Source organism: Microbacterium sp. KUDC0406, from assembly GCF_021582875.1.
Classification (GTDB): domain Bacteria; phylum Actinomycetota; class Actinomycetes; order Actinomycetales; family Microbacteriaceae; genus Microbacterium.
Genome location: NZ_CP091138.1, coordinates 3,548,116 through 3,573,221, shown reverse-complemented (window position 1 = coordinate 3,573,221; position 25,106 = coordinate 3,548,116). Strand labels below are relative to the sequence as shown.

The 25,106-nt window shown below is 67.9% G+C and carries 19 protein-coding genes and 3 pseudogenes; 6 read left to right on the top strand and 16 right to left on the bottom strand.

The features are described from left to right. Positions 1-44: 44 nt before the first annotated feature. The 6 genes from L2X99_RS17500 to L2X99_RS17475 are packed head-to-tail and all read right to left on the bottom strand — an operon-like array spanning position 45 to position 9,482. Positions 45-1,277 (bottom strand): M20 metallopeptidase family protein, encoded by a 1,233-nt coding sequence (locus tag L2X99_RS17500; protein WP_236135464.1) that lies wholly within the window; start codon positions 1,275-1,277, stop codon positions 45-47. Next, on the bottom strand, positions 1,274-3,481 hold the full coding sequence (locus L2X99_RS17495) for a GmrSD restriction endonuclease domain-containing protein (RefSeq protein ID WP_236125640.1): 2,208 nt from the start codon (positions 3,479-3,481) through the stop codon (positions 1,274-1,276). The genes L2X99_RS17500 and L2X99_RS17495 overlap by 4 nt, the downstream gene beginning before the upstream one ends. A 45-nt stretch (positions 3,482-3,526) precedes the next feature. Then, positions 3,527-4,609: a TY-Chap2 family putative peptide chaperone gene (locus L2X99_RS17490; protein WP_236125641.1), complete on the bottom strand. Its 1,083-nt coding sequence runs from the start codon at positions 4,607-4,609 to the stop codon at positions 3,527-3,529. Then, positions 4,609-7,089, bottom strand: coding sequence for a DEAD/DEAH box helicase family protein (locus L2X99_RS17485; RefSeq protein WP_329608192.1), 2,481 nt, complete (start codon positions 7,087-7,089; stop codon positions 4,609-4,611). Before L2X99_RS17485 ends, L2X99_RS17490 begins: the two co-directional genes overlap by 1 nt. A gap of 39 nt (positions 7,090-7,128) precedes the next feature. After that, complete coding sequence (locus tag L2X99_RS17480; RefSeq protein ID WP_236135463.1) at positions 7,129-8,823, bottom strand: Eco57I restriction-modification methylase domain-containing protein; 1,695 nt, start codon at positions 8,821-8,823, stop codon at positions 7,129-7,131. Continuing rightward, positions 8,820-9,482: an N-6 DNA methylase gene (locus L2X99_RS17475; RefSeq protein WP_236125645.1), complete on the bottom strand. Its 663-nt coding sequence runs from the start codon at positions 9,480-9,482 to the stop codon at positions 8,820-8,822. The genes L2X99_RS17480 and L2X99_RS17475 overlap by 4 nt, the downstream gene beginning before the upstream one ends. An 87-nt stretch (positions 9,483-9,569) precedes the next feature. On the opposite strand from L2X99_RS17475, the gene L2X99_RS17470 reads away from it, so the two are divergent. The 3 genes and pseudogenes from L2X99_RS17470 to L2X99_RS17460 all read left to right on the top strand — a co-directional run. Further along, positions 9,570-9,845, top strand: coding sequence for a helix-turn-helix domain-containing protein (locus tag L2X99_RS17470; protein WP_236125646.1), 276 nt, complete (start codon positions 9,570-9,572; stop codon positions 9,843-9,845). Between the two features lie 148 nt (positions 9,846-9,993). Beyond that, complete coding sequence (locus L2X99_RS17465; protein ID WP_236125647.1) at positions 9,994-10,311, top strand: hypothetical protein; 318 nt, start codon at positions 9,994-9,996, stop codon at positions 10,309-10,311. A gap of 152 nt (positions 10,312-10,463) precedes the next feature. Then, positions 10,464-11,863: pseudogene (locus L2X99_RS17460) on the top strand (dicarboxylate/amino acid:cation symporter); the annotation flags it as partial. Positions 11,864-12,204: 341 nt separating this feature from the next. Here the strand turns inward: L2X99_RS17460 and L2X99_RS18060 are convergent. From L2X99_RS18060 to L2X99_RS17445, 3 genes and pseudogenes are all read right to left on the bottom strand, one after another. Next, a complete protein-coding gene (locus L2X99_RS18060) occupies positions 12,205-13,431 on the bottom strand; it encodes a cation:proton antiporter domain-containing protein (protein WP_268928583.1) in 1,227 nt (408 codons plus the stop codon). An 85-nt stretch (positions 13,432-13,516) separates the two neighbouring features. Then, positions 13,517-13,963, bottom strand: a pseudogene (locus L2X99_RS18055) (cation:proton antiporter domain-containing protein); the annotation flags it as partial. A 38-nt stretch (positions 13,964-14,001) separates the two neighbouring features. Continuing rightward, complete coding sequence (locus tag L2X99_RS17445; RefSeq protein ID WP_236125648.1) at positions 14,002-14,523, bottom strand: phosphoribosyltransferase; 522 nt, start codon at positions 14,521-14,523, stop codon at positions 14,002-14,004. A 392-nt stretch (positions 14,524-14,915) separates the two neighbouring features. Here L2X99_RS17445 and L2X99_RS17440 point away from each other — a divergent pair, with 392 nt between their 5' ends. Both L2X99_RS17440 and L2X99_RS17435 read left to right on the top strand, forming a co-directional pair. Further along, a complete protein-coding gene (locus L2X99_RS17440; protein WP_236125649.1) occupies positions 14,916-15,959 on the top strand; it encodes an LLM class flavin-dependent oxidoreductase in 1,044 nt (347 codons plus the stop codon). Positions 15,960-16,196: 237 nt separating this feature from the next. After that, on the top strand, positions 16,197-17,126 hold the full coding sequence (locus tag L2X99_RS17435; RefSeq protein ID WP_236125650.1) for an endonuclease domain-containing protein: 930 nt from the start codon (positions 16,197-16,199) through the stop codon (positions 17,124-17,126). A 125-nt stretch (positions 17,127-17,251) separates the two neighbouring features. On the opposite strand, the gene pheA is transcribed toward L2X99_RS17435, so the two are convergent. Continuing rightward, positions 17,252-18,193 carry a prephenate dehydratase gene (gene pheA / locus L2X99_RS17430; protein ID WP_236125651.1) on the bottom strand — a complete coding sequence of 314 codons (942 nt, stop codon included), beginning with the start codon at positions 18,191-18,193 and terminating at the stop codon, positions 17,252-17,254. A gap of 85 nt (positions 18,194-18,278) precedes the next feature. On the opposite strand from pheA, the gene pgm reads away from it, so the two are divergent. After that, positions 18,279-19,949: a phosphoglucomutase (alpha-D-glucose-1,6-bisphosphate-dependent) gene (gene pgm, locus L2X99_RS17425; protein WP_236135462.1), complete on the top strand. Its 1,671-nt coding sequence runs from the start codon at positions 18,279-18,281 to the stop codon at positions 19,947-19,949. Between the two features lie 118 nt (positions 19,950-20,067). Here pgm and L2X99_RS17420 read toward each other — a convergent pair whose 3' ends face one another. The 6 genes and pseudogenes from L2X99_RS17420 to L2X99_RS17395 form a co-directional block, all read right to left on the bottom strand. Further along, entirely contained in the window at positions 20,068-20,853 is a 786-nt protein-coding gene (locus L2X99_RS17420) for an ABC transporter ATP-binding protein (protein WP_236135461.1), read from the bottom strand. Positions 20,854-20,881: 28 nt separating this feature from the next. Then, the gene (locus tag L2X99_RS17415) at positions 20,882-21,778 is read right to left on the bottom strand and encodes an ABC transporter substrate-binding protein (RefSeq protein ID WP_236135460.1); all 897 of its coding nucleotides are present in this window, start codon (positions 21,776-21,778) and stop codon (positions 20,882-20,884) included. Beyond that, entirely contained in the window at positions 21,772-21,918 is a 147-nt protein-coding gene (locus L2X99_RS17410; RefSeq protein ID WP_236125653.1) for a hypothetical protein, read from the bottom strand. Before L2X99_RS17410 ends, L2X99_RS17415 begins: the two co-directional genes overlap by 7 nt. 35 nt (positions 21,919-21,953) lie before the next feature. After that, complete coding sequence (locus L2X99_RS17405; RefSeq protein ID WP_236125654.1) at positions 21,954-22,808, bottom strand: ABC transporter permease; 855 nt, start codon at positions 22,806-22,808, stop codon at positions 21,954-21,956. 101 nt (positions 22,809-22,909) lie between these two features. Beyond that, positions 22,910-24,005: pseudogene (locus L2X99_RS17400) on the bottom strand (glycerate kinase). After that, positions 24,005-25,030: a LacI family DNA-binding transcriptional regulator gene (locus L2X99_RS17395; protein ID WP_236135459.1), complete on the bottom strand. Its 1,026-nt coding sequence runs from the start codon at positions 25,028-25,030 to the stop codon at positions 24,005-24,007. The pseudogene L2X99_RS17400 and the gene L2X99_RS17395 overlap by 1 nt, the downstream one beginning before the upstream one ends. Between the last annotated feature and the right edge of the window lie 76 nt (positions 25,031-25,106).

Genomic DNA, 25,106 nt, shown 5'->3' with positions numbered 1-25,106 from the left:
CGACATTGGAATCTATTGCCGCATCACCCGCGCCCGTTGGATGGTCAGCGCCCTCGCCACGCCGGCGAGGGCGTCGCGCCGGACTGCAGCAGCCCCTCTGCCGCAGCAAGATAACCGGCCAGCAGTGCGCGTGCGGTGAGATCGACAGCGCTCTCGCCGGGCAGGAACCGCGCGTGATGCAGAGTGGGCTGCGGATCCTCCCCGGCGGTCTCGACGCCGACGAACAGCATGGCAGAGGGGACAGCCTCGCAGAAGTAGGCGAAGTCGTCCGCGCCGAGCGACCGCATCGGATCGTCACCGGGGATGCCGAGCCGCGTGAGCCATCCGTTGATGCCGAATGCCAGGTCGTGGTCGTTGATGAGCGCCGGCTGCCCCTCGACGAGCGTGACCGTCGCGGTCGTGCCGTAGGCCTCGGCGGTGCGCTCGGCCATGGTGCTGACGGCGGCGAAGAGCGCGGCGCGGTCACCGATGTCCGTGGTGCGCATCGTGGCGCGGATGTGCGCGTGGGCCGGAAGGACGTTGGCGACGCCGAGACCCGCGTTCAACGTGCCGACGCTGATCAGCGCCGGCCGCACCGGGCTGACCGTGCGGCGGACGACTTCGGGGATGCCGAGTGCGATGTGCGCGATGGCCGCGACGGTGTCGCCGGCCAGGTGCGGATAGGCGCCGTGCCCGCCTCGGCCGTTGATGCGGATGTCGATCTCGTCCGCGGCGGCGTTGATGAACCCTCCGGCCGAGGCGATCGCGCCCGTCGCGACTGCGGGATGCACGTGCGCACCGATGACGTGCGCGATGCTGTGCTGGTCGATGACACCGGCCTCGATCATGTCCCGCGCTCCCGGAGGAGAGGTCTCCTCGCGCGGCTGGAGCAGTCCGACCAGGCCGAACGGGAGGTCGATGCGCCGCGCCGCGCGCATCAGAGCGACGAGAGCGGCCTGGTGCACGTCGTGCCCGCAGGCGTGCATCGCCCCGTTCTGCGAGGCGAAGGATGCCCCGGTCTGCTCTGTGACGGGGAGAGCGTCCAGTTCTGCGCGCAGCGCGATCGACGGGCCGGATGCCGGGCCCAGGCGCCCCACGGCACCGGCATCCGTCATCGGCTCGAAGGGCAGGACGTCGCTCAGCGCAGCAACGATGCGGTCGCGAGTGGGCGCCTCCTGGCCCGACACCCGCGGGTCGGCGTGCAGCTCGCGGCGCAGGGCACGCGCGGCGGGGAGCTCATCGTCGAGGGCGGTGGTCCAGAGGGTGGCGAGTGCGGTCAGGTCGGGGGTGGGAGTCATCGGGTCTCATCCTCGTCGTCGATCGCGAGATCCGCACCGACGTCACCCAGGCTCGCGATGTACCGATCCCGGATGTCGGCGAGCGAATCCCCGGTGGCGACCAGACGCCAGAAGTGCCAGCCTTTGACGCCTCGCCCTACGACGGCCCGGCCCGCTCCGGAGGGCGTGTCATAGGCGACATCGCCGATGTACACGCGCCCGTCCTGCGCGACCGCCGCACGCGCTCCGCCGTACATGCCCTCGCGCGAGGTGAGCTCCGTGCCGGCCTCCAACCACCCGGATGACACGAGTTGCGCGAGATCGATCGCCGCCGACGGCACAGCATCTGCGGCATCCTCCTGCTGTCTCCGGTGTCCATCGGGGGCAGGCCACACAGCGAGGATCTCGTCGATCAGCTGTTCGGTGCGCGCCTCGATCGCCGACTCATCCCATCCGCCGTTGTCGTCGGCGAGTTCGATCGCGTCGCGGGTGAGAAGCACGTCGTCCGACTTGCGGAAGTGAGAGCGCTTCGCCTCCCACCCGCCGTTCGAGACTCTGCTGTTCAGCGTCTGCGTGACAATCGTCAGGTTTCCCAGCTGCTGGATCGCACGACCGCGAGCCGCCTCCTGCTCCTCATCGAGACCGGTGTCCCAGTTCTTGCGCCACTCCTGCGGCATCAGATGCTCGATCGTCGCCTTGCTGCGCACGATCGGCCCCATCGTCAGGCGCTGCCCGTCCGGATAGCCGCGCCGGTGGTCCTCCAGAGCCTCGAGCACCATGCGCAGCCTGCCCCGCAGATAGCGCCAGTACGCCGGCGCACCGGTGAGCGCTTCGCGCACCTCGTCATCGCCCGGCCAGTAACCGACCGAGCTCTGGCTCGCGACAAGAAACTCCTCCACGGCCGCCGCGACCTCGTCCTTGGGCCGCGCATCCACAGACTTCAGCAGGTCGACGATGAAGCGGTTCGACCCCTGGGACTGCACCTTCACCAGCGCCCTGCGCACGAACCAGCTCTCCAGCACTTCGAGGATGCGTCGGCGATCAGCATCTGCGATGCCCTCCTGTTCCGGCTCGTCCAGCCAGATCAGCAACGGTCGCGCGACCTCGGAGTCCAGCACGCCGATGCGGTAGCCGAACAGCTCATCGCGGCTGAGCGGCCCGCTCTGACGCTCAGCCCCCTCGACCAGCGCCCGGTACCGGTCGGCGGCACGCTTGATCTGCGGCAGCAGCAGGGCGACGTCCTTGGCGACGGTGTTCACATAGTGCTTGAACTGGGTGAAGACTTCACGGATCGGGAAGTCGTTCAGCGTGCGAGCGACGAGCCACTGCCACAGGAACAGCGAAGACCGCGAGTGCTTCACTCGTCCGGTGGTGACTTCGGTCTCCCACCATGGCGTCTCGAAGTCCGCCCAGTACTCGAAGTATGCGCGCTCGGCAGCGGTGCCCTCGATCTGCTGGAAGACAAAGTTCTTGATGAGATCTGCAGCCGACAGTGGCGTGCCGCGGGCGTTCAGCGTCTCGAAGATCGCCTGAGCGTCTTCATTGGCGTCCAGGCTGATGCTGGCGATCTCCAGCCGATCGGTCACCGTCGCAACGAGCACGCGCGCACGCCGCTCGGCATCCCCGCCTTCACCGAGCCATGCAGTGATCGACTCGGCGAAGTAGCGGTGCGCATCGCGGAGCCGGGTCGGATCGAGCGACGCGTAATCGACGGGCGTCGGCGCCGACATCACCGTCGAGAAGCTCTGCCGATCGCGATTGGTCGGCCACAGCTTGAACCGGTCGTCGGCACCGTCGCAGTGCTCCGGCGGGTTCTCCACGAGCGAGCTCACCCGGCTGGCCTGACCCGTGAAACCGCGACGCTCGAGCTCGGAATGCAATGCGTCGAGCAGCAGCTGCAGGGTCGTCAGCCGCTGCTGGCCGTCGATCACGTTCCAGGCGGGCAGGCTGCCCAGGCCCACCGGAACCTGCTGAATGACGATCGCACCGAGAAAGTGGGTCGCTGCGGGGTCATGGTGCTCGATGACCTCGATCAGGCGGACGATGTCCTGCCACAGCGGCTCCCACTGCGTCTCCTTGGACCACACGTACGGCCGCTGGAACAGGGGCACGACCATGCGCACCGGGTTGAAGAAGATGCCCTGCGGCTTGACGACGTCGGTCTTCATACTGTGATCTCCTGATCCGGGTCGACTGAGGGCCCTTGGCTGCTGGAGCTGCGACACCTACTGCAACATCATGTTGCAGCAGATGTGGCAGTAGCGCGATTCTCAGAGCCAGTCCCGAAGCCGCGCCGTCGCCAGGCGTCGGATCCGCCGCCCGTGCTTCTCGTATTCAACGAGAAGATCGGAAGAGGCCCCGGTTCGCGGGTAGATGCGGCCGTCGATGGAGACGATCGCGATCGCCTGACCGTCGCGCATGAGTGCCCAGAAATGGCTGTGGGGTTCGCCGAAAATGCCTATGCGCGGGATCAAGTCCAGGTCGGCAAGAGCCTCAGGAAAGTCCTTGAGATAGCCGTTTCGTTCGATGCCGTCCGACGAGTCCAGCAGTTCGCATCGAGCATCCCAGTCGTGACGGTCATTGACGAACGCGTTCAGCGAGGCAGCGAGGAACCGGTATGCGAGGCTCCGTCGCGTCGCGCTCGGTGTGCTGGCGGGTGAGCTCCACCCTGCAGCAGCCTCCAACCGCAGAACGGTGTCGAACGGCGCCGGCGCCGTCAACGCTGTAGCCCAGTCGGAGACGACGGTCGCCTCCCCTCCGGCATGGATCTGAAGCGTTCCGACGCGATTGAGCATCGCAGCTGCCAACCCGACCGGCGCGTTCGGAGCGAAGTGTCGAACCGGTGCGACGGCGAGCACGTCGTACATGCCGCCTCCCGGGTGTTCCTCGTACACCAGGAGCTCAGGGTGGCGACGCGCAAGCTCCGAAGCGACCCACCATGAGTGAGCGATCACACGCTGCGGGGCGCCCCAGCCGGCCGCGTCGACAACCTCCTGCGTCGCAGCTTCTCGTGCCTGGTGACGCGCCTTGGCCTGCTTCGCCGCACTCGCGGCCGCAGCTTTCACCTCGGCATCGGCCAGGATCTGTTCGAGGTCGAGTTCCATCCCGAAATCGAACGACGCCTCCGCCTGATGGATCTCCCAGTTCGGCGACGTGTCCGCCTTGTAGAGCGCCCACTGCGTAGCCGGCATATCGGGACGATGAAACAGAGCCTTGAACCCACGCGACTCGTACTTCTCGCGGCCGTCCGGATAGTGGTGGCGCTCATGATCATCGTCGATCGCCCAGACTCCGACGGGTCGCAACCCCGCAGCTTCCGACATGGCAACGCGATGAATCAGAATGACGGTCATCAGTCGACCGCTACGACGGTGTCGTACAAGCCGTACCGCCTCAGGCCCTTGTGCGACTCAAGGCCTGTGTATGAGAGCGACGAGTCCTCGTACCTACGGAAAGCGAACACGGCCTGGTTCATGTGCACGGCGTTGAACACGCCGAGCCCGACCAGCAGGTTGAAGTCCTCGACGGTGAGTCCCGTGACGGCCTTGAAGAGGTCGGGCTCAATCTTGGTGATCACGTCGTAGAGCGTGTTCTCGCGGTAGTCGGTGAGATACATGAACGCCGGGATGCGGGTGGCGAACTTGATCAGCTTCTCCTGGATCTGCTTCCGCTTGGACTTGTACTCCTTCTCCTCCTCCGAGAGCTCCTTCTTCTCGGTGGGCGTGATCTCGTCGCCCTTCTCCTTCTTCGTCTTCGACACGGCCTCGCTCTTGTTGACGACGGTCTCGAACACGCTTGCACCCAGCGCACGGAAGCCTTCGATGTTCATCACCGCATTCATCGCCGCGTCCGACGCCATGATCTTCTTCAGCGTCAGGTTGTCGACGTTGACGAGCACCGCGGACTCCCATTTGCGGGCCAGCAGCGTCGCAGAGGTACCCGACATGGCGATATCGAGAATGCCGGCAGCATCCACCTGAGTCATGTGCGAGCCGTCGTAGGCGAGCACCGGCAGGAAGGACACCAGTTCCTCGACCGCGCGCTCGGGGTTCGGATTCTCTGGTGCGAGCCCCCGACCGTACTCGCTGATCTGCCGGAGCGCCCTGGTCGGCGCGAAGTCGAACACGAAGCATACCGGCTTGAGGATCTCGATCCGCGAAGGGTCGTCACCTTCAGGATTGCGGATGGTCCACGGCGACTGCACCCGGAAAGCGGCCTGGAAGTACGTCTCCGGCGCGTGAAGATTGCGCAGCATCAGGATCGACGACCACTGCGGCACGGTGACGCCAGTCGTGAGCTTGCCGACCGTCAGCGTGATGGTCTTCGTATCGTGCCCGTTGCCGATAGCATCCCGCACCGGCGGTAGCGCCGCGAGACCGACGCCGACGCCCGGGGCGGACACGTTGACTACCGTGTAGTCGTGCCAGAACACGTTGTGCTGTTCTGCCAGCAGGTTCGCCATGGCATCGCAGGACGCACGGTACGGCAGCATCCACAACGAATGCTGCAGGTACGGGAGCAGGCGCGTGTCCGAGTACGGGAACGGCGGGCGGGCGCCGGCCTTCAATGCGTCGACCTGGGTGGGCGCGTAGTTGCCGCGGATGATGTCGAGCCACTTCTGCACATCGGTCTTGTGCACGAACTCGGCTTCAGCGCCGGTCCCCTTCGCCTCGAAGAAGGCATTCAGATCGAACTCGTCGAACTCGCCCTGGCTGGCGATCGCGAGCAGCTCTTCAGGCATCTGATAGGTCAGCAGTCGCATCTCCGGCAACGATGCGTACGGGTTCGGGAGATCCGGATGCTGCGCCGCGAACTCCGCCTTCGCCCTCTGCTCGTCGGTGTACGTCCAGTTGTAGATCTGCTCCTCGATGAACCGCCCTTCGTTCAGAACCTTGAAGGGGGTGCCGGAGAGATAGAGGTAGGCGGATGCTTTGATCGGCACGAAGTCGTCCTCGTCGAGGCCCTGCTCCTCGCGTTCCTGGGCGAACTTCTCGAGATCGGCGCCGAATTCGTCGTCGGTCGCCTTCTTCTTCGCCTTGTCGTCCTCGCCCTCGAACAGCTCCTTCGCCGCATCCCGCCAGGCGCCGAAGTGATACTCGTCGAAGACGACGAGATCCCAAGTGAGCTCGGTGAGCCAGGCATGCTTCGCCTTGAAGTTGCCGGCCGCATCGCGGCCCATGAGGTCCTGGAAAGAGCCGAAGAAGACGAGCGGATGCTGAGGATCGACTTCTGCCGGGTCCCCACCGGTGGACTTCGAGATGTACTGCCAGCCGTCGAAGTCGACGTGTGATCTGAGGTCGGTCTCCCAGGCATCCTCGACCGCAGGTTTGAAAGTCACGACCAATACGCGCTTCGCGCGGAGCTTCTTGGCGAGCTGATAGGTGGTGAAGGTCTTGCCGAAGCGCATCTTCGCGTTCCAGAGGAACTCCGGAACCGCATCGGCGTCCTCGGTCCACCTCGACTCGTAATAGCCGAGGGTCTTGTCGACCGCGGCCTGCTGCTCCGCGCGCGGCGGGAAGTCCAGGTGATGCGTGCCTTCGAACTGCTGCCCGGTACGCAACTCGGCGATCGCCGTGCGGACGTCATCGAGCGAACACTTCATCCACTCGAGCGTCGGATTGGTGAAGCCCTTGGACTTGAGCCGCGCGCGGACGTCGTGGTCGCTGAAGGTCGTGCCGTCGTGACGATCGGCCGGTTCATCGAGCACGATCTCGTAGTTCTGAATGGCGGCGGTCTTCACCTGCTGTGCAACGCGGACCTTCACATTCTGCGTCGTCTGTCCGACCTTGAGCAGGCCGGCGTGTGCCTCGTCATCGATCGAGTACGCGTAGATGCGAAGGCGGGACTCCGGCTTCGGGGGAGTAGTTCCGACTCAGGCCGAGGCATCGTCGGCCTGCTCGTCCTCGCGCGACTCGTGCGACGAGGAGTCATGGGCGGCGACCTGAGACTCGATGAACGCGATCTCTTCGGCAATCAGGCCATAGCGTGCATATAGCGATTCGTCCGTCCAGACACGGTCCAGAGGAACATCCGGCACGAACGCATATACATCTCGCGTCGCGTGCTGCGTGGACTTGCGAAGCGATACTAGAAAGCGCACGAAGCGGGTGCTGAGGTACGAAGAGAGCCGCAGTGCTGCTCCTTCTGAATCGAAGAGACCTGCCACGAGATAGGTCTCGGTGCACGCAGTTCCCGGGCCAGCGACGATCGGTCGAGAGAGGAACTTCGTCTCCACCGCTGCACTGGTCCCCTGGACGGCGGTCATCAATACCTTCCACTGGTCGACCCATTCGATGTTCCCCGGCACGTCTTCCCGACCGATCCAGCTGACCTTTCTGGAGCCGTACAACTGCACTGGATCGGCAATCCCCTCTGATGTCGTCGCGCCATGCACGAACGTACGAAGGCCGAACGGCTTGCCTGTGGACACTCGCGCATCGAGCGTCGGCTCACCCTTCGCTCGAACCTTCTCCAGAATCGGAACCGCCGCGTTCCATCGCACAAGGACGTCGAATTGATCGAGGTACCTCGCGACCGGCTCTCCGACGGGCTGACCATCCCACATCGTTTGGATGGTGCAAGGTCCGTCGTACTCCCGATCCCAGAGGAAGTAGGAGACACCGCCACGGATCTTCACCCCTGGGAAAGCCTCATAGAGCTTGGGGTAGTCGACGATGTCGTGCAGGCGGTGGTCGCTGAGCATTCTTTCGCGATATGCGTCGAGCCCCTTGCCACCCGCGAACCACCGGGACGGCGTGACGAACACGCCGTAGCGCGGGTCGAGTTCGAGTGCCTTCTCAACGAAGAGCTGATAGATCGGGGCAGCAGAAGTTCCGAAGCCGCCGTCGCTGAGCTGGTACGGCGGGTTCCCGATGATGACGTCGAACTGCATGTCTGCTCCGAACAGCTCAGTGACTCGAGCCTTGATGTCATGTGAATGGATGAGCGCGTACGCGTGGCTCTCGAGTTCAGAGTTTCGGCCGTACTCCGACTCGACTGCGCCACAGAACTCGCATCGCCCTGTGCCGTCCGCCTCGATCAGCTCTTCGTCGCCGGTGAGCGGATGAGCGCGTCGCACCTTCTTGCGACCCACCCAGGTGTGCTCGGTCCGTTCGAACCAGATGTTGCCCCAAGCCCGGTCGAAGCTCCTCGCGATGGAGTGCTTGCCGATCGCATCCTTCGAGCAGTACACGCTGCGCCGCGCGAGCAGCGAAGTGAGCCGGGTGATCCCGATGCCGAAGACCTGTTTCGTCAGGATGTGATCGACGCGATCTGCCAGATCTGGGATCGCATCCTCGAGCCCGAGCGTGAGCCGGCGCGTGATCTCTCGAAGGAAGACCCCTGACTTCGTGAACGGGTCGAGGAAGGTGACGCTCGGGTCGGCCCAGATCGATGCGCCGTCATTCGACTGCGCCCACGCCTGCTCGAGGGTGTCGAGCATCTTGTTCGCGAACTCCGGCGGAGTGAACACCTCGTCGTTCGAGAGGTTCGCGATGCAGGTGAGAACGTCGGGGTTGTGACCGCGCAGCGCAAAGCTGGCCTTGCCTTCGAGAACCGGTGTCGTCATGGCGTTTCGTCTCGCTTCGCTCGCTCAACGACCGAGAGGTGTGCGATCTGGTCGACGGACATGGCCGCATACGTGCGCACCGGCGTGAAGATCTCGTGCTCTTCGAAGGCGTCGAAGAGAGTCCCCGAGGCCGCGGACCGCTGGGTCAACGCGTCGAAGCGGAAGTCACGGCGCTGATACTTGCCGCGCCCGAGGTACCCCCACTCGGGGAAGACGATCGGTTCGCCCTTGGCGTCCGTCATCGCCAGCGCATCGCCCTGCACGATGTTCGCCTCGAGCAGCGCACGTGCCGCGAGCAGCAGAGCATCATCGGCATCCAACTTCAGCACCCGAGCGAAAGTACCCTGCAGGTTCTCGCGACACTCGGCAGCGTTATCCGGGAGCAACTCGATGCCATAGACGCACATCAGCGCGAAGAGCGCGTAATGCCGCTTCTCGAAGTCGCTCCTGCCGTAGCGAGCCTCGACGGCGGCGAGCTTGCGCTCAAGCACCGGAACGAGGAAGTTCCCCGATCCGCAGGCCGGCTCCAGGAACCGCGAGTCGATCCGCTCGGCCTCTCGCTTGACCAGGTCGAGCATGTCGTCGACGAGCCACCGAGGCGTGAACACCTCACCGTGATCAGCCACTCGCTGCCGCGACTTGACCAGCTTCTCTGCCATCCACCCTCCCAGGCGAACCCAGGGTGGTACTAGTACCCGGGTTTGTTAACCCTGGCACAAGTCGCGGACATTCATGACGCTTGATGAGTGCCCCGCGTCCCCTCTCCAGCCGCCGCCCGCATCGGCGAGCTGATCTCGGCGGAACGCGTGAGACGAGGCATCACCCAGGACGAACTGGCCGTGCTCAGCCAGATCGACTCGGCCAACATCCGCGGCTATGAGAAGGGGCGCTCGCTGATGAACATCCCGACCCTCATCCGCATCGCGGACGCGCTCCGCGTCGAACCCGGATTCCTGCTCGACGGCGTCACCGTCGAGATGCTCCCCGCGCCGAAGCCGGATGCCCGGCGAAGGAGCGCCTGAGGGCAGCTGAGACCGTTTCGTCTCGGTCGCAAGCTCCCTCGCTCAACGACCCGGGAGACGAAGCAGGTGCGCTCAACGACCCGGGAAGGCGACCAGGAGGCGACCCGCCTGGGAGGCCCGTCCAGTGTCATTCCGTACCCTGGTCCGCATGAGCACCAAGCGCCTTCTTCTCGCCCTGCCCGCCGCGGCCATCGCGTTCTCTCTGGCCGCCTGCAGCGCACCGGCGCGACCGAGCGTCGACGAGCTCTCCGGTGGCATTCAGAAGATCGCGACCTCCGTCGGCAGCGGCGACGTCTTCACCGACGCGATCTCGGACTGCATCGCTAAGGAGCTGCTCGACTCGAAGGTCTCCGACGGAGCCCTCGCCACCATCGCCGAGGGCAAGGAGCCCTCCGGAGCAGAGGATCAGAAGCTCATCACCAAGGAGCTCGAGGACGCCTCGAAGACCTGCGCGACGTCTGAGTAGGCACGTCACCGCGTTTCGTCTCGCTCCTTCGTCGCTCGCTCAACGACCAGAACGGGTCGTCATCCAACGTCACGAACCACCGGGAATGGAATGCCGCCCCTAGCGTTGACTCCCATGGCGCGCACCCGGCGCGCACACTACTTGGAGTCCTGATGAGCACCACGACGACCCGCCGCGAGAAGGCGCCAGACACCCGCGGTCCCGTCCGCAAGCTGCTGACCTCGTTCGGCTTCCAGATCATCGCAGCCCTGGTCCTCGGCATCGTGGCCGGCCTCATCGGCCGCGGCCTCGGCGCGAGCGCCACGAACCCGACAGTCCTGTCCGACACGCTGGACAGGATCGGCAGCTCGTACGTCACGATCCTGAAGGCCGCGGTCGTGCCGCTGATCTTCACGGCGATCGTCGCGAGCATCGCCAACCTGCGCCGCGTGCAGAACGCGGCCCGTCTGGCCGGCCAGACCATCCTGTGGTTCGCGATCACCGCTTTCATCGCCGTGACGATCGGCATCGTGCTCGGCCTCGTGATCCAGCCCGGTGCCCGCGCCGGTCAGGACCTCGAGACCGGCGACCCGTACGCGGTCGGCACCTGGTGGAACTTCCTGCTCGGCCTCATCCCGCAGAACTTCCTCGGCCTGAGCGTCTCGACCGGACAGGACCCGACGACCGGCGCATTCTCCTCGAGCGTCGGCTTCAACATCCTCCAGGTCATCGTCGTCGCCGCCGTCGTCGGCATCGCCGCGCTGAAGGCCGGAAGAGGGCAGAGCCGTTCCTCGCCTTCACCGAGTCGCTGCTGAAGGTCATCCAGCGCGTGCTGTGGTGGATCATCCGCATCGCCCCGATCGGCACCTTCGGCCTCATCGGATCGGCCGTCATCAAGTACGGCTGGGACCGGCTCACCTCGCTCGCCTGGTTCGCCGGCGCGATCTACATCGGTCTCGCCCTGGTGATCTTCGTGGTCTACCCGGTGCTGATCAAGACGCACGGCCTGTCGATCAAGCAGTACTTCTCGGGTGTGTGGCCGGCCGTGCAGCTCGGCTTCGTCAGCCGCTCCTCGATCGGCACTCTGCCGCTCACCGAGCGCGTCACCGAGCGCAACCTCGGCGTGCCCCGTGCCTACGCCTCCTTCGCCGTGCCGCTCGGCGCCACCACCAAGATGGACGGCTGCGCCGCGATCTACCCGGCCATCGCCGCGATCTTCGTCGCGCAGTTCTTCGGCATCGATCTGAACGTCTTCCAGTACCTGCTGATCGTGATCGTCTCGGTCGTCGGCTCGGCGGCGACGGCCGGCACCACCGGCGCGGTCGTGATGCTCACGCTGACCCTGTCGACCCTGGGCCTGCCGCTCGAGGGCGTCGGCCTGCTGCTCGCGATCGACCCGATCCTCGACATGGGCCGCACCGCGGTCAACGTCGCGGGCCAGGCGCTCGTGCCGGCCATCGTCGCTAAGCGAGAGGGCATACTCGACCTCGACCTCTACAACGCGCCGCGCAACGGCCTGCCGTTCGCCGAGGACCTGGACGACTCGGATGCCGCTGACATCGAGGACGCCGCGCACGCCGCCCTCGCCGATGCGAAGCATGAAGCCGCCGAGGAGGCCGCGGATGCCGCCGGAGCCTGCCTCCGCGCGCTGACAGCTGAACACGAGAGCGGCGCCCCGGAGCATCCGGGGCGCCGCTCTCGGTCGTTGAGCGAGCGCCAGCGAGACGAAACGTCGCGAGGTGCGCGGCGGAAGTGAAGGCGTTTCGTCTCGCTCCTTCGTCGCTCGCTCAACGACCGGGAGAAATCAGCGCTCCCTCGCGCTTCCCGGGTCGTTGAGCGAGCGCCAGCGAGACGAAACGCTCTGATGCGCCCGGCGGAAGCTGAAGCCTTCCGCCTAGCTCCATCGTCGCTCGCTCAGCGCCCGGCGGTGTCCGCCCTCGTGTCCAGGGCGAGCTCCTCGGCATCGATCGCGGTGATCAGCTCCCGCATGACCTCCTCGCTGAGGTTGCCGGCGTCCCGCTCCGAGATGAGCAGCTGCCGGCGAACGTCGAGCCAGCCCTTCGAGAGCGCCATGAACTCGGCGTGCGTCGGGCGCGCCGCCTCCGCCTGCGCCTGATCCGTGTTGTTCTCCACTCGCACCAGGCGCTGCGCGAACGCGTCGAACGCAGGGAGCCTGTCCTCCCCGTGCTCCCGCGCCCAGTTCTTCCGCACCTCTCGCAGATAGGCCTTGCCCGCCTCGCGGCTGCGGGAGCGGACCGCGGCGATCTCCGCGGCGTCCTCGACGGCCTCTGCACCGTCTGCCACGCCGAGCCGGCGGATCAGCCACGGCAGCGTGAGCCCCTGCAGCAGCAGTGTCCCGACCGTGACGACGAAGGCGACCACGACGATCGCGTGCGCAGCATCCGGCTCGAGACCTGCCAGGTCGGCGGCCGCGAGTGCGGTGGCGAGGGTGACCACCCCGCGCATTCCCGCCCACGAGACGACTGCGTTGTCGCGCCACGACAGCGCGGGCTCGGTGAGCTCGGCTCGGATCTGCTCGGCCGACTTGGCGGGACGCACCGGACGGGCCGGGCGGCCGCTCGCGGCCGCGGCCGCATCAGCCCGCTCCTTGGCGGCATCCGCTCTGCGCTCCATCTCGGCGACCTGGCCGGACTCGAGGGCGTGCTCCCAGCGGCGGATCCGGAGCCGCTGCCACCACTGCCCCCATGCGCTGGCCGGGTACACGAACGCGGGACGCACCAGCAGCGTGGCGATGAGGACTGCTGCCGACAGCCACAGCACACCGCCGACGCTGCCCGACCCGAGCTCGGCGATCGCCCGCGGCAGCTGCAGCCCGATGTAGGCGAACACGAACGACTCCAGCAGGAAGTCGGCCGACAGCCACAGCGGCTTCTCCTGCTGCCGGGTCGTGTAGCTGGTGCGCGGCGCGTTGAAGCCGACGTAGAGCCCCATCGCGACGACCGCGAGCACTCCGGAGCCGTTCAGGTGCTCGGCGATCGCATAGGCCCCGAACGGGGCGAGCAGTCCCAGCGTGCCGTTGATCACCGGGTCGTCGCTGCGCATGCGCACCAGGTGCAGCACGGCACCGAACACCGTTCCGATCGCGACGCCTACGACGACCGCGACGGCGAACTGCCAGATGCCGCCCCAGACACTGAAGCTCGCCGCCGGTGAGGGCTGCCGCCGAGAAGACCCGGAACAGCGTCAGCGAGGTGGCGTCGTTGATCAGGCTCTCGCCCGACAGCACCGACATGATCCGACGCGGCAGGCCGAGTTTACGGCCGATGGACGCCGCGGACACGGCATCCGGCGGAGCGACGATGGCACCCAGCAGCAGCGCACCGAACAGTGTGAGCGAGGGCATGATCCACCACGCGATCAGCCCCACGACGACGGTCGTGACCAGGACCAGCCCGATGCCGAGGCGACGGATCTGCGGCAGGCTGCGCTTGAAGCTCACGAACGACACATCCAGCGACGCCGAGTACAGCAGCGGCGGCAGCACCAGGATCAGCAGCAGGTGACCATCGATCTCGAGGTCGGGCACGGCGGGTATCAGAGATGCGGCGAGCGCTACGACAGTGACCAGCAGCGGTGCCGGCCAGCCCTTCCACCGGGCGATCGCCGCGACCAGCACGGCGCCCACGAGCACGTAGAAGACTTCGGCATCCATGCCGTCAGGCTACGGGGAGGAGCCCGGCCGGCGCAGGATCAGTCCCGCGCGGCGCGCAGGAGCGCGACGACTTCGGCGTCCGCGGTCTGGCGGAAGTCGACGTAGTGCATGCCGACGGCCATGAACCCGGCCGGCGTGCGGAGGCACACGATCTCGTCGGCAGGGATGCCGGCGAGCGAGTCCGGAGCGGCGACAGGTGTTGCGAAGACGACGGATGCCGCTCCCCGCGTCCGTGCGATCGCGCAGCCGGCTCGGGCCGTGGCTCCCGTCGCCACCCCGTCGTCGACCACGATGGCCGTGCGTCCGTGCAGGTCGACAGCCGGCGTCCCCTCCCGGAAGAGGTCGACCCGGCGGGCGACCTCGGCGGACTCTCGTGCGATCCTCTCGGCGATCGCCGCCTCATCCGCGTAGTGGTGCGCGTCGTCGTTCAGCACCCTCGCTCCGTCCTCTCCGACCGCACCGATCGCGAACTCGGAATAGCCCGGCGCACCGAGCTTGCGCACCACGAGTACGTCCAGCGGGGCACGCAGGATGCCGGCGACCTCCGCGGCGACCGGCACGCCGCCCCGCGGAGGCCCAGCACCACGGCATCCGGCCGAGGCTGCTCGGCCAAGCGCTCGCCGAGCATCCGCCCGGCCTCGCGTCGATCCCGGAACCTGTCCATGCCTCCGGACTACGCTCCCGGCGTCGATCGGTCAACCGTGATTCCGCTCCGGTCGCACCGGATGCGGGCTCGCCCGCCCGAACACCCGCAAGCATCCGAACCGGAACAGCGGGATCCGGCCCTGACGACGACGGTCCGCCTGCTCCGGTCTCACCCGATGCGGGTTCGCACACCCGAACACCCGCAACTGTTGAGATCGGAGCAGCAGAGGCAGTGAGTCGGGCGACGAGGGATCGGGCCGGGGCAGTCGCAGGAATGCTCTCGGCCCGAAGCGGGTTGCATCCTTCGATGACTACTCCCGCGCTCTCCGTCCTCGACCTCGTCCCGGTGCGAACCGGGCAGACCAGCGCCGAGGCGGTGGGAGCCTCGCTCGCGCTCGCCCAGCGCGCCGACGATCTCGGCTACCGACGGTACTGGTTCGCCGAGCACCACAACATGCCGGCCGTGGCATCCACCACTCCCCCGGTGCTGATCGCGGCCGCGGCCTCCCGCACTCGCCGCATCCGGGTCGGATCCGGCGGCGTGATGCTGCCCAACCACGCGCCGCTCATCGTCGCCGAACAGTTCGCCGCGCTCGAAGCCATCGCGCCAGGACGCATCGACCTGGGCATCGGGCGCGCCCCCGGCAGCGATCCCGTGATCACGCAGCTGCTGCGGCAGTCCGGCACGGCGGGCGACGTGGAGCGCTTCCCATCGCACGTGCAGGACATCGCGCTGATGCTGCAGCGCGACGGCGCGACCGTGCGCTTCACTAGCGGCGGGGAGTACTCCGTGCGCTCCACGCCCGAGGCATCCGGCGCGCCGCAGGTGTGGCTGCTCGGATCGAGCGACTACTCCGCGCAGCTCGCGGCGTCGCTCGGCCTGCCGTACGTGTTCGCGAACCACTTCGCAGGGAACGGCCTGCAGCGCGCCCTCGACCTGTACCGCAGTGGATTCAAGGCTTCGGAGTGGCTGGACGCACCGCTCACCTTCCTCACCGCGAACGTCGTCGCCGCGCCGACGGCGGAGGAGGCCGAGGCCCGCGCGCTGCCGCAGCTGCGGGCGATGGCGCGGATCCGCTCCGGCCGTCCGCTGACGCCGCTCGAGACCGTCGAGCAGGCGCAGCAGGGCGTGCGGGATGCCGATGAGGTCGGCTCCGCCGAGCAGCTCGACGCCATCGGCGCCGGCTGGTTCGTCGGCGAGGGCGCCGACGTGCGCGCGAGGCTGGCCGCGTTCGCAGCGGAGCACGGTGTGGACGAGATCATGATCTCGCCGGTGTCCGGCTCGTTCGAATCCGAGCCGACGGATGCCGCACCCGGCCGGATGCAGACCCTGGACCTGCTCGCCGGGTGAGGCGCGGTCAGTGCTCGGTCACGACCGACCGCCCCGAGCCCCGTCCGGGACGCGCGCGGGGACCGCTCGGGGATGCGTTTCGGCGGTCCGACGCCCGCGAACCGCCGAAAATCATCCCTCAAGGTGCACAGGGGCGCCCACCGACTCGCAGTCCACAGGCGCGGGACCATCGGCAGGTGCTCACAGTGCCGGGAACGGCGCTGCCGGCGGCGAGCGCAGCCGGGCACGATGGGCGGCATGCGCCATCGAATCGAGCTCCCCGCACGCCTCGGCACTCGGTTCAGCCTGCGCGAAGCCCAGGCTGCAGGCGTCGGCGTCTGGCGCAGCAGCACGCGGGACCTGGCGCGCCCGTTCCGCGGCGTCCGCGCCACGGAGGCTCCCGAGACCTTCCTCGCAACCGCGAAGTGCTGCTCTCCGCGCATGCGGCCGAGTCACCGCTATGTGGGACGCACCGCGATGCGCATCTGGGGCATCCCGCATCCGGTGCGCTGGACCAAGGAAGAGCCACTCCACATCGCTGTGCCGCGCGAGACGACACCGCCGAAGATCACCGGTGTGAAAGGCCGGCGACTCGACAGGCATCGTGCACGGACTTCGCGGGTACACGGCATGTCTGTGATCGACCCGATCGCGGCCGTGTTCAGCACGGCCCACGAACTGACGGTCGCGCAGCTCGTCACCGCGCTCGATGCCATCCTCGCCACGTGCGACCACTATCCCGACCTCTACGCGGGGAAGCCGCTCATCACTGTCGCTGAGGTCGAGCAGCGCCTCGTGGAGTGGGCCGGATTCACAGGATGCGGCAGGGTGCGCGCCGCCGTGTCCCTGGCGCGGGTCGGCGTCGAGTCGCCGAAGGAGACCGAGACCCGACTCCTGCTTATCGAAGCTGGCCTGCCTGAGCCCGTCGTCCAGCACGAGGTGCGCGACGCCGGCAGGTTCATCGCCCGCGTCGATCTCGCATACCCGGAACTCGGGATCGCGATCGAGTACGAGGGCGACGGGCATCGGACAAGCAAGGACCAGTGGCGCACCGACATCCGCCGGCAGCGGGACCTCGAGGATCGTGGGTGGATCGTCATCCGCCTGACCCAGGCCGACCTGGAAGCGTCCGGCCGGGAGGCCCTCCTCACTCGGGTGCGCAATGCGATCGCATCCCGCACCCGCTGACGCTGATCCTCAGGGATTCGCCGCACGGCCCAAGGATGCTTTTCGGTGCCAGGATGCCCTGGGACCGGCGAAACCCATCCCTCGCCAAGCCGGACGAGCGGGGCGCGGGGCGGACGGCGCGGGGCTCAGGCCTCCGGCTCGCCGCCGATCAGGCCGCGCAGCCAGTCGCGCGCCTCGACGAAGATCTCGTCCGCGTAGCGCTCGGGGTACTGCACGATGCGGCGGTCGGCGCGCGGGTAGGAGCCGAGGAACACCACGCGCGGGCTGAATCGGCGGATGCCGAGCAGGGCGTCCGCCATCCGCTCGTCGTAGACGTGGCCGTCGGCGTCGAGCACGAACCGGTACCGGCCGAGCTCGTCGCCGATCGGACGCGACTCGATCAGCGACAGGTTGATGCCACGGGTCGAGAACTGCTCGAGCAGTTCGAGCAGCGCGCCAGGGTGGTCCTCGGGCAGCTCGACGATCAGCGAGGTCTTGTCGGCACCGGTCGGCGGCACCGGCGTGGTCGTGCGGGTCACGAGCACGAACCGGGTGACCGCGTTGGCGTTGTCGCCGATGTCCTCCGCCAGCACCTCCAACTCGTGGTGCTGCACGATGCCGGGAGCCGCGATGGCTGCCTGCGCGGGCAGGCTCCCGTCGAGGATGCCGAGGGCGGATGCCACGTTGCTGGCCGCCGGCACGTGCGAGTGCTTCGGAAGGTGGGCGCCGAGCCAGCTGTGGCACTGCGCGTAGGCCACCGGGTGCGCGGCGATCACCGACACGTCGTCGAGCGTCGTGCCCGGTGCCGCGACCAGCACGAAGTTCACCTTCACCAGGTACTCGCCGACGATGCGCAGCCCCGGCTGCGTCGCGAGAGCATCAAGAGTCGTGGAGACCCCGCCCTCGATCGAGTTCTCGATGGCGATCATCGCCGCATCCGAGACACCGGACAGCACGTCGCCGAGCGCCTCACCCACGTTGTGCACCGGCTTCCAGTGGTGGCCGCGTGCCTCCGGCACCTGGTCCAGCGCCGCTTCCGTGAAGGTTCCAGCGGGGCCCAGGTAGCTGTAGGTGCGGCGTTCGGTCACCCGGCAAGCCTAGTCCCGGCGCCAGCGCCGAGAACGGTTCGTCACCGAAGGTGCGCATCCGGGCGACGCGGGGCAGACTATGCACATGAGCAGCCGTGCCGGCCTCCCCGCGGAGGAAAGCGACCTGATCGACGTCGACGAGCTGATCGCCGCCTACTACGATCGCCATCCCGATCCGAACGTGTCCGCCGAGCGGGTGGTGTTCGGCACCAGCGGCCATCGCGGCTCGGCGCTGTCATCGAGCTTCAACGAGGACCACATCCTCGCGACCACGCAAGCGATCGTCGACTACCGGAACGGGCAGGGCATCGCCGGGCCGCTGTTCCTCGGCCGTGACACCCACGCACTGTCGCTGCCGGCGGAGCGCACCGCCATCGAGGTGCTGATCGGCAACGGCGTCGACGTACGCGTCGACTCCCGCGAGTCGTGGGTGCCGACGCCGGCCCTCAGCCACGCCATCCTCACCTACAACCGCGCACTTCGACAGGCTCAGGGACCCGGCGCAGCATCCGATCCCGGCCGTGCCGACGGCATCGTCGTCACCCCCTCGCACAACCCGCCGCGCGACGGCGGCTTCAAGTACAACCCGCCGAACGGCGGACCCGCCGACACGGATGCCACGGGCTGGATCGCCGAGCGGGCCAACGCGCTCATCGCCGCGGGCCTCGAAGGTGTGAAGCGCATCAAGCACGCCGACATCGACGACTCCACCATCGGCACCTACGACTTCCGTGACGCGTACGTGCGCGACCTGCCCTCGATCATCGACGTCGAGGCGATCAGGCGCGCGGGCGTGCGGATCGGCGCAGACCCTCTGGGCGGAGCATCCGTCGAGTACTGGGCTCTGATCAAGGAGATGCACGACCTCGACCTCACCGTGGTCAATCCCGAGGTCGACCCGACGTGGCGCTTCATGACGCTGGACTGGGACGAGAAGATCCGGATGGACCCGTCGTCGCCCAGCGCGATGGCATCACTGGTCGCGAAGAAGGGCGACTACGACGTGCTCACAGGCAACGACGCCGACGCAGACCGGCACGGCATCGTCACCCCGGATGCCGGGCTGATGAACCCCAACCACTACCTGGCCGTCGCGATCGACTACCTGTTCTCGCACCGTGAGGAGTGGCCGCTGGATGCGGCGATCGGCAAGACCCTGGTGTCATCGATGATCACCGACCGGGTCGCGGAGTCACTCGGCCGCCGGCTGCTCGAGGTGCCGGTGGGCTTCAAGTGGTTCGTGCCCGGACTGCTCGACGGCTCGGTGGCCTTCGGCGGGGAGGAGTCGGCCGGAGGGTCGTTCCTGCGTCGCGACGGATCGGTGTGGTCGACGGACAAGGACGGCATCCTGCTCTGCCTGCTCGCCGCCGAGATCATCGCAGTGACTGGGAAGAGCCCGTCGGAGCGGTACCGGGAGCTGGAGGAGGCGTTCGGCGCTTCGGCCTACCAGCGCGTGGACGCCCCGGCGACCCCGGAGCAGAAGGCGACGCTGTCGAAGCTCGCCCCCGATGCCGTCTCCGCGACGGAACTCGCCGGTGAGCCGATCACCGCCAAGCTCTCGCACGCGCCGGGCAACGGGGCCGCGATCGGCGGGCTGAAGGTGCAGACCGAGCACGCCTGGTTCGCCGCCCGCCCCTCAGGCACCGAGGACGTCTACAAGCTCTACGCCGAGAGCCTGCGCGGACCCGAGCACCTGGCCAAGGTGCAGGAGGAGGCGCGGGCGGTGGTGAGCGCAGCCCTCTCTTCCGGACGTTGAGCGAGCGCAGCGAGACGAAACGCTTCAGGTGGCCTGAGAGCGTTTCGTCTTCGCTCCTTCGTCGCTCCGCTCAACGACCACGTACCTCGCTCGCTCAACGAGCGGTAAGCCGTCGACGTCAGTCGCCGCCGGGCGAGCCGAGCAGCTCGCGCACCCGGCTGGAGATGCGGTGGAACTCCGGCGTCTCGAGCACCTCGGCGTAGCCGCGCTCGGCGGGCAGGTCGACCCGGTGCTCCTCGAGGATGCGCCCGGGCCGCGGGCTCATCACGATCACGCGGCTGGCGAGGTAGACGGCCTCGGCGACCGAGTGCGTCACGAGCAGCACGGTGGTGCCGGTGCGCGCCCAGATGCGGTTCAGCTCGACGTTCATCTTCTCGCGAGTGAGGGCGTCAAGCGCTCCGAAGGGCTCGTCCATGAGCAGCACGCGCGGCTCGTGCAGCAGCGCGCGGCACAGCGACACGCGCTGCTGCATCCCGCCGGACAGCTCGAACGGCATCGCCTTCTCGAACCCGGTGAGCCCGGTCATCTCGATGAGCTCGTCCGCCCTGGCGTTGGCCTTCTTCGAATCCATCCCGCGCATCTCGGCCTGCAGCAGGATGTTGCCGCGGACGTTGCGCCACTCCAGCAGGGCGGCGCGCTGGAACACGAATCCGATGTCCTGCCGAGGACCGGTGACATCCTCGCCGTTGAGCCGGATACTGCCCGCGCTCGGGAGCGTGAGCCCCGCCACCGCCTTCAGCAGCGTCGACTTGCCGCAGCCCGAGGGACCGGCGATGGTGATGAACTCGCCCTCTTCGACGGTGAGATCCACCCCCTCGAGCGCCGACACCTGCCGACGCTTCGAGGCGAAGGTGATCGCGACGTCGTTGATCTCCAGGGCGGTCCTGGTCTGGGTCTGGGTCATCAGCTGGTCTCCCTCTGCGGCCCGACGGTCACTCGCCCGGGGCGAAGGACGCGTCGAAGTAGGTGTCGACCTTTCCGTCACCCGAGATCAGACCGGCCTGAGAGAGCACATCGAGCGTCGACTCCCAGTCCTCGGTGGCGTTGACGCCGGGTGCCTGTCCCTCGGTGTTCGCCGTGGTCAGGAGCTTGATCGTCTCGTTCCACTGGTCGAGCAGCACGGCCTTCTCAGGCATCTGCGGGTCCTTGCCGTCCATGGCGCCGACCGCGGCCTCCGGGTCCTTCTCGGCCGCGGCGAACGACTCACTGGTCGCGGCGACGAGCTCCTTGATCAGGTCGGGGTCGTTCTTGATCGTCTCGTCGTTCGCGATCAGTCCGTTGCTGAAGAAGTTCAGGCCGGCATCCGAGTAGCGCAGGTACCGCATCTCCTTGCCGCTCTTCGCGGCGATCGTCGGTCCCTGGTCGTGCGCGAAGCCGATCAGCCCGTCGGTCTTGCCCGAGAGGACCGCGGCGATCTTGCCCGCGGGGTCGAGGTTCTGCTGCTTGACGTCGGACTCCTTCAGGCCGACCGCCTCGAGATACATCGGGAACGTCGTGGTCGGAGCATCTCCGGCCGAGACGGCGATGGTCTTGCCCTTGAGATCGGTCGGCTGCTCGATGCCGGAATCGGCGAACACCTGCACGGCCGACGGCGTGGTCTGGAGGAACACGCCGACGCTCTTGATCGGCACGCCCTTGTCGATGTTGGCCAGCACAGCGGGGGTGTCCGCCCAGCCGAAGTCGACCTGCTTCTGGCCGACGGCCTGCGCGGTCTTCGTCGAGCCCTGGCCCGCCTTGATCGTGAGGTTGATGCCGTGGTCCTCGAAGATTCCCTGGTCGACGCCGTAGTAGAACGGCGCGTGCTCGCCGTAGGGGTACCAGTTCAGCATGAGGGTGACGTCGGTGAGATCTCCGTCGCCGCTGCCGGAGTCACCCCGCTCTGCGCGGGCGATCCGCTGCACCCGGCGAGGGCGAGGACGGATGCGGTGACGAGCGCGAGGCCGCCGAGGATGGATGCTGACTTCTTCATCAGGTCTCCTTGTGTCTTGGTGAGGGTAGGTGGGTTCAGAGCCGCACGGTCGCGGCGCCGACATCGCGCTTGGACGCGTGCCAGGGGATGAGGAATCGCTCAGCGATCTGGATGATGGCGAACAGCAGCACTCCCATGAGCGACATGATGATGAGCGCCGCGAAGAGCATCGCGGTGTCGAGGTTGCCGTTGGCCTGCAGGATGACGTAGCCGAGGCCCTCGTTCGCGCCGACGAACTCGCCGACGACGGCACCGGTCACGGCGAGGGTCGCGGCGACCTTGAGCCCGGAGAGCAGCTCGGGCAGCGCGGCGGGCAGACGCACCTTGGTGAACGTCTTGAAGCGCCCCGCCCCCATCGTCGAGGTGAGCTGCAGGATCTCGGGGTCCACGGTGCGGAGTCCGGCGAGACCCGAGATGACCACGGGGAAGAACGCCATGAGGACGGCGACGAGGATCTTCGGTCCCATCCCGAATCCCAGCCAGACCACGAACAGGGGGGCGATCGCGATCTTGGGGATGACCTGCGCGAACAGGATGACCGGGTAGAGCGTCTGCTCGAGTCCCCGCGAGTACACCATGACCACCGCGACGAACAGGCCGACCACGACCGCGATCGCGAAGCCGACCAGGGTCTCGTAGGTGGTGACCCAGGTGTTCTGCATGAGGTAGGCCGGGTTGTCGGCGAAGGCGGCCCACGTGTCTGCCGGCGAGGGGATGATGTACGGCTGCACCCAGCCCAGCGCGGTGACGAGCCACCACACGATGAGCACGACGATCACGAAGACGACGGGATGCCAGTTGCGCAGCCACCAGCGTGCGAAGGCGTTCGGCTCGTTCGCCTGCTGGCCGACCGCGAGCGTCATGGTCGCGTTCTGCGTTGTCGTCGACATTCGGTTCCTCGACATCTTCGTCCGGGATCAGGGTTGGAAAGCGTATTCCCACTGCCTCGATAGTAACACCTGCAGACAGGATGGCAACACCGTCGCGAAGGTCAGTGCACGAAGCCGCGGGCCAGCTCTGCCCCGGCCGCCCGCAGCCAGCGGGCGGTGTCCGCCATGGCCGAGTCCGCGGAGCCGGACAGCTCCGTCAGCGAGACGGATGCGGCGAAGAGCGATCTGTCGGCATCAGCGGCGATGCGTCCGGCGACCACGGCAGCCGGCACCCCGGCGTCCGCCGCGACACCCGCGACGAACGACGGCACCTTGCCGTCGCCGGACTGCCCGTCGTAGGAGCCCTCGCCGGTGATCACGAGGTCGGCGTCGGCGATCGCCTCGGCGAGGCCGATCAGGCGGGCGACCTCGGATGCCCCGGGCAGCAGCCGCGCACTCCAGGCGACGAGTGCGCCTCCCACACCTCCGGCGGCGCCGGCGCCGGGGGTCGCCGGGTCCAGCCCGAGCAGCGCGGCGAGCGCCGCGAGTCCGGCATCCGCTCGCGCACGATCCGCAGCATTCGTGAGACCCTTCTGCGGGCCGAACACCTCGGCCGCCCCGCGCGGGCCCGTGAGCGGATTCGTGACGTCGGTGAGCACGAGCGTCTCGGGCGCGGGGCGCAATCCGCGCAGGTCGGCCTGCGCGATCGTGTTCAGGCCACGCGCGCCCCTCGGCACCGCTGCGCCCGCGGCATCCGTGAACCGCGCGCCCAGGGCGCGCAGCATTCCGGTGCCGCCGTCGGTCGACGCACTCGACCCGATCCCGACGATCAGCCGGGAGACCCCGTGATCCAGCGCTGCGGCGATCGCCTGGCCGAAGCCGGTCGAGTCGGCATCGAAGGGGCGCAGTTCGCCGAGCAGCTCGATACCCGACGTCGAAGCGAGGTCGACCACGGCGGTGCCGTCGGGGGCGTCCTCCGTCGCGGGCAGCAGCAGCCAGGCGGTGTCGACCGGCTCGCCCGCCGGACCGTCCACGGTGACCGGCATCCGCACCGCTCCGGGCACCGCCGCCGCGAACGCGGCGACCGTGCCCTCTCCCGTCCGCCATCGGGCGCATCACGAACTCCGCGGCGGCACCCCAGCCCGCAGCGAGAGCGGATGCCGCGTCCGCGGCGGTGATCGTGCCCTTGAAGCTGTCGGGGGCGAGAACGATGCGCATCAGCCGAGTCCGGGAGTGCTCTCGCGTACCACGACCTCGAGCTGGAGAGGGGGCTGCTGCCATTCGGCATCCACGGTGGCGCGGAACGCCTGGTAGCCGAGCTCGCTCAGCGGCACGCGCACCGTCGTGAGCTGCGGCGTCACGTCCCTGCTCACGGGCACGTCGTCGAATCCGCAGACGGCGATGTCGGAACCGACCGCTCGGCCCGCGTCACGGACGGCGGTCATCGCACCGACGGCCACCACGTCGCTGAGCGCGAAGACGAGCGTGCCGGGTTCGATGCCATCGGCCAGCGCGGCGGTCATGCACTGCGCGCCGGACTCGCGCGCGAATCCGCCGCGATAGGTGCGCTCCACGGCTCCGCCTCCCGACGAGAAGCCGGCCTCGAAGCCGCCGAGACGATCGTCAGACGTGCGCACGCCCTCGGCCGCGCCGAGAACGATCGCCCTCCGGTATCCGATCGCCGCCATCTCACGACCGAGCCGCTGGGCGCCGTCGCGGTTGTCCATCTGCAGGCTGCGTTCGCCGCCGGTTCCGAACGTCACGGTGCGCGCGCCGAGCGCGGGGAACGCCGCCAGCTCATCCAGCGCGTCCTTGTCATCGGCGCCGGTGCGGGATGCGGCGAGGATGACACCCTGTGGCCGCTGCCCGCGCAGCGCACGCAGGATGCGGGTCTCGCGCTCGGGGTCGCGCTCGGTGATCGCGACGGTGACGATGAGGCCGTGCTCGTCCGCACCGCGCGCGACGCCGGAGGCGATCAGGCCGAAGTACGGGTCGGCGATGTCGGCGACGAGCAGCGCGATCACCGGCGAGGTGCCCCGGGCGATCGCCTGAGCCGAGATATTGGCGGTGTAGCCGAGCTCGGCCGCGGCCTGCTCGACGCGCTCGCGGAACGATTCGGCGACCTTGCGCTCCGAGCCGTTCAGCACGCGCGACGCCGTGGCGAGTGACACCCCCGCCGCGCGTGCGACGTCGTGCAGCGTCGGGGTCGAGGCGCGCCCCGCGCGCCGGGCCTCAGCGGTCATGCGTTGAGCCTATCCGCCGCGTCCGTGGCGTCCGATCGTCTCTTCGGGTCGCGATTCGTCGCCCAAAGCCGCCCAC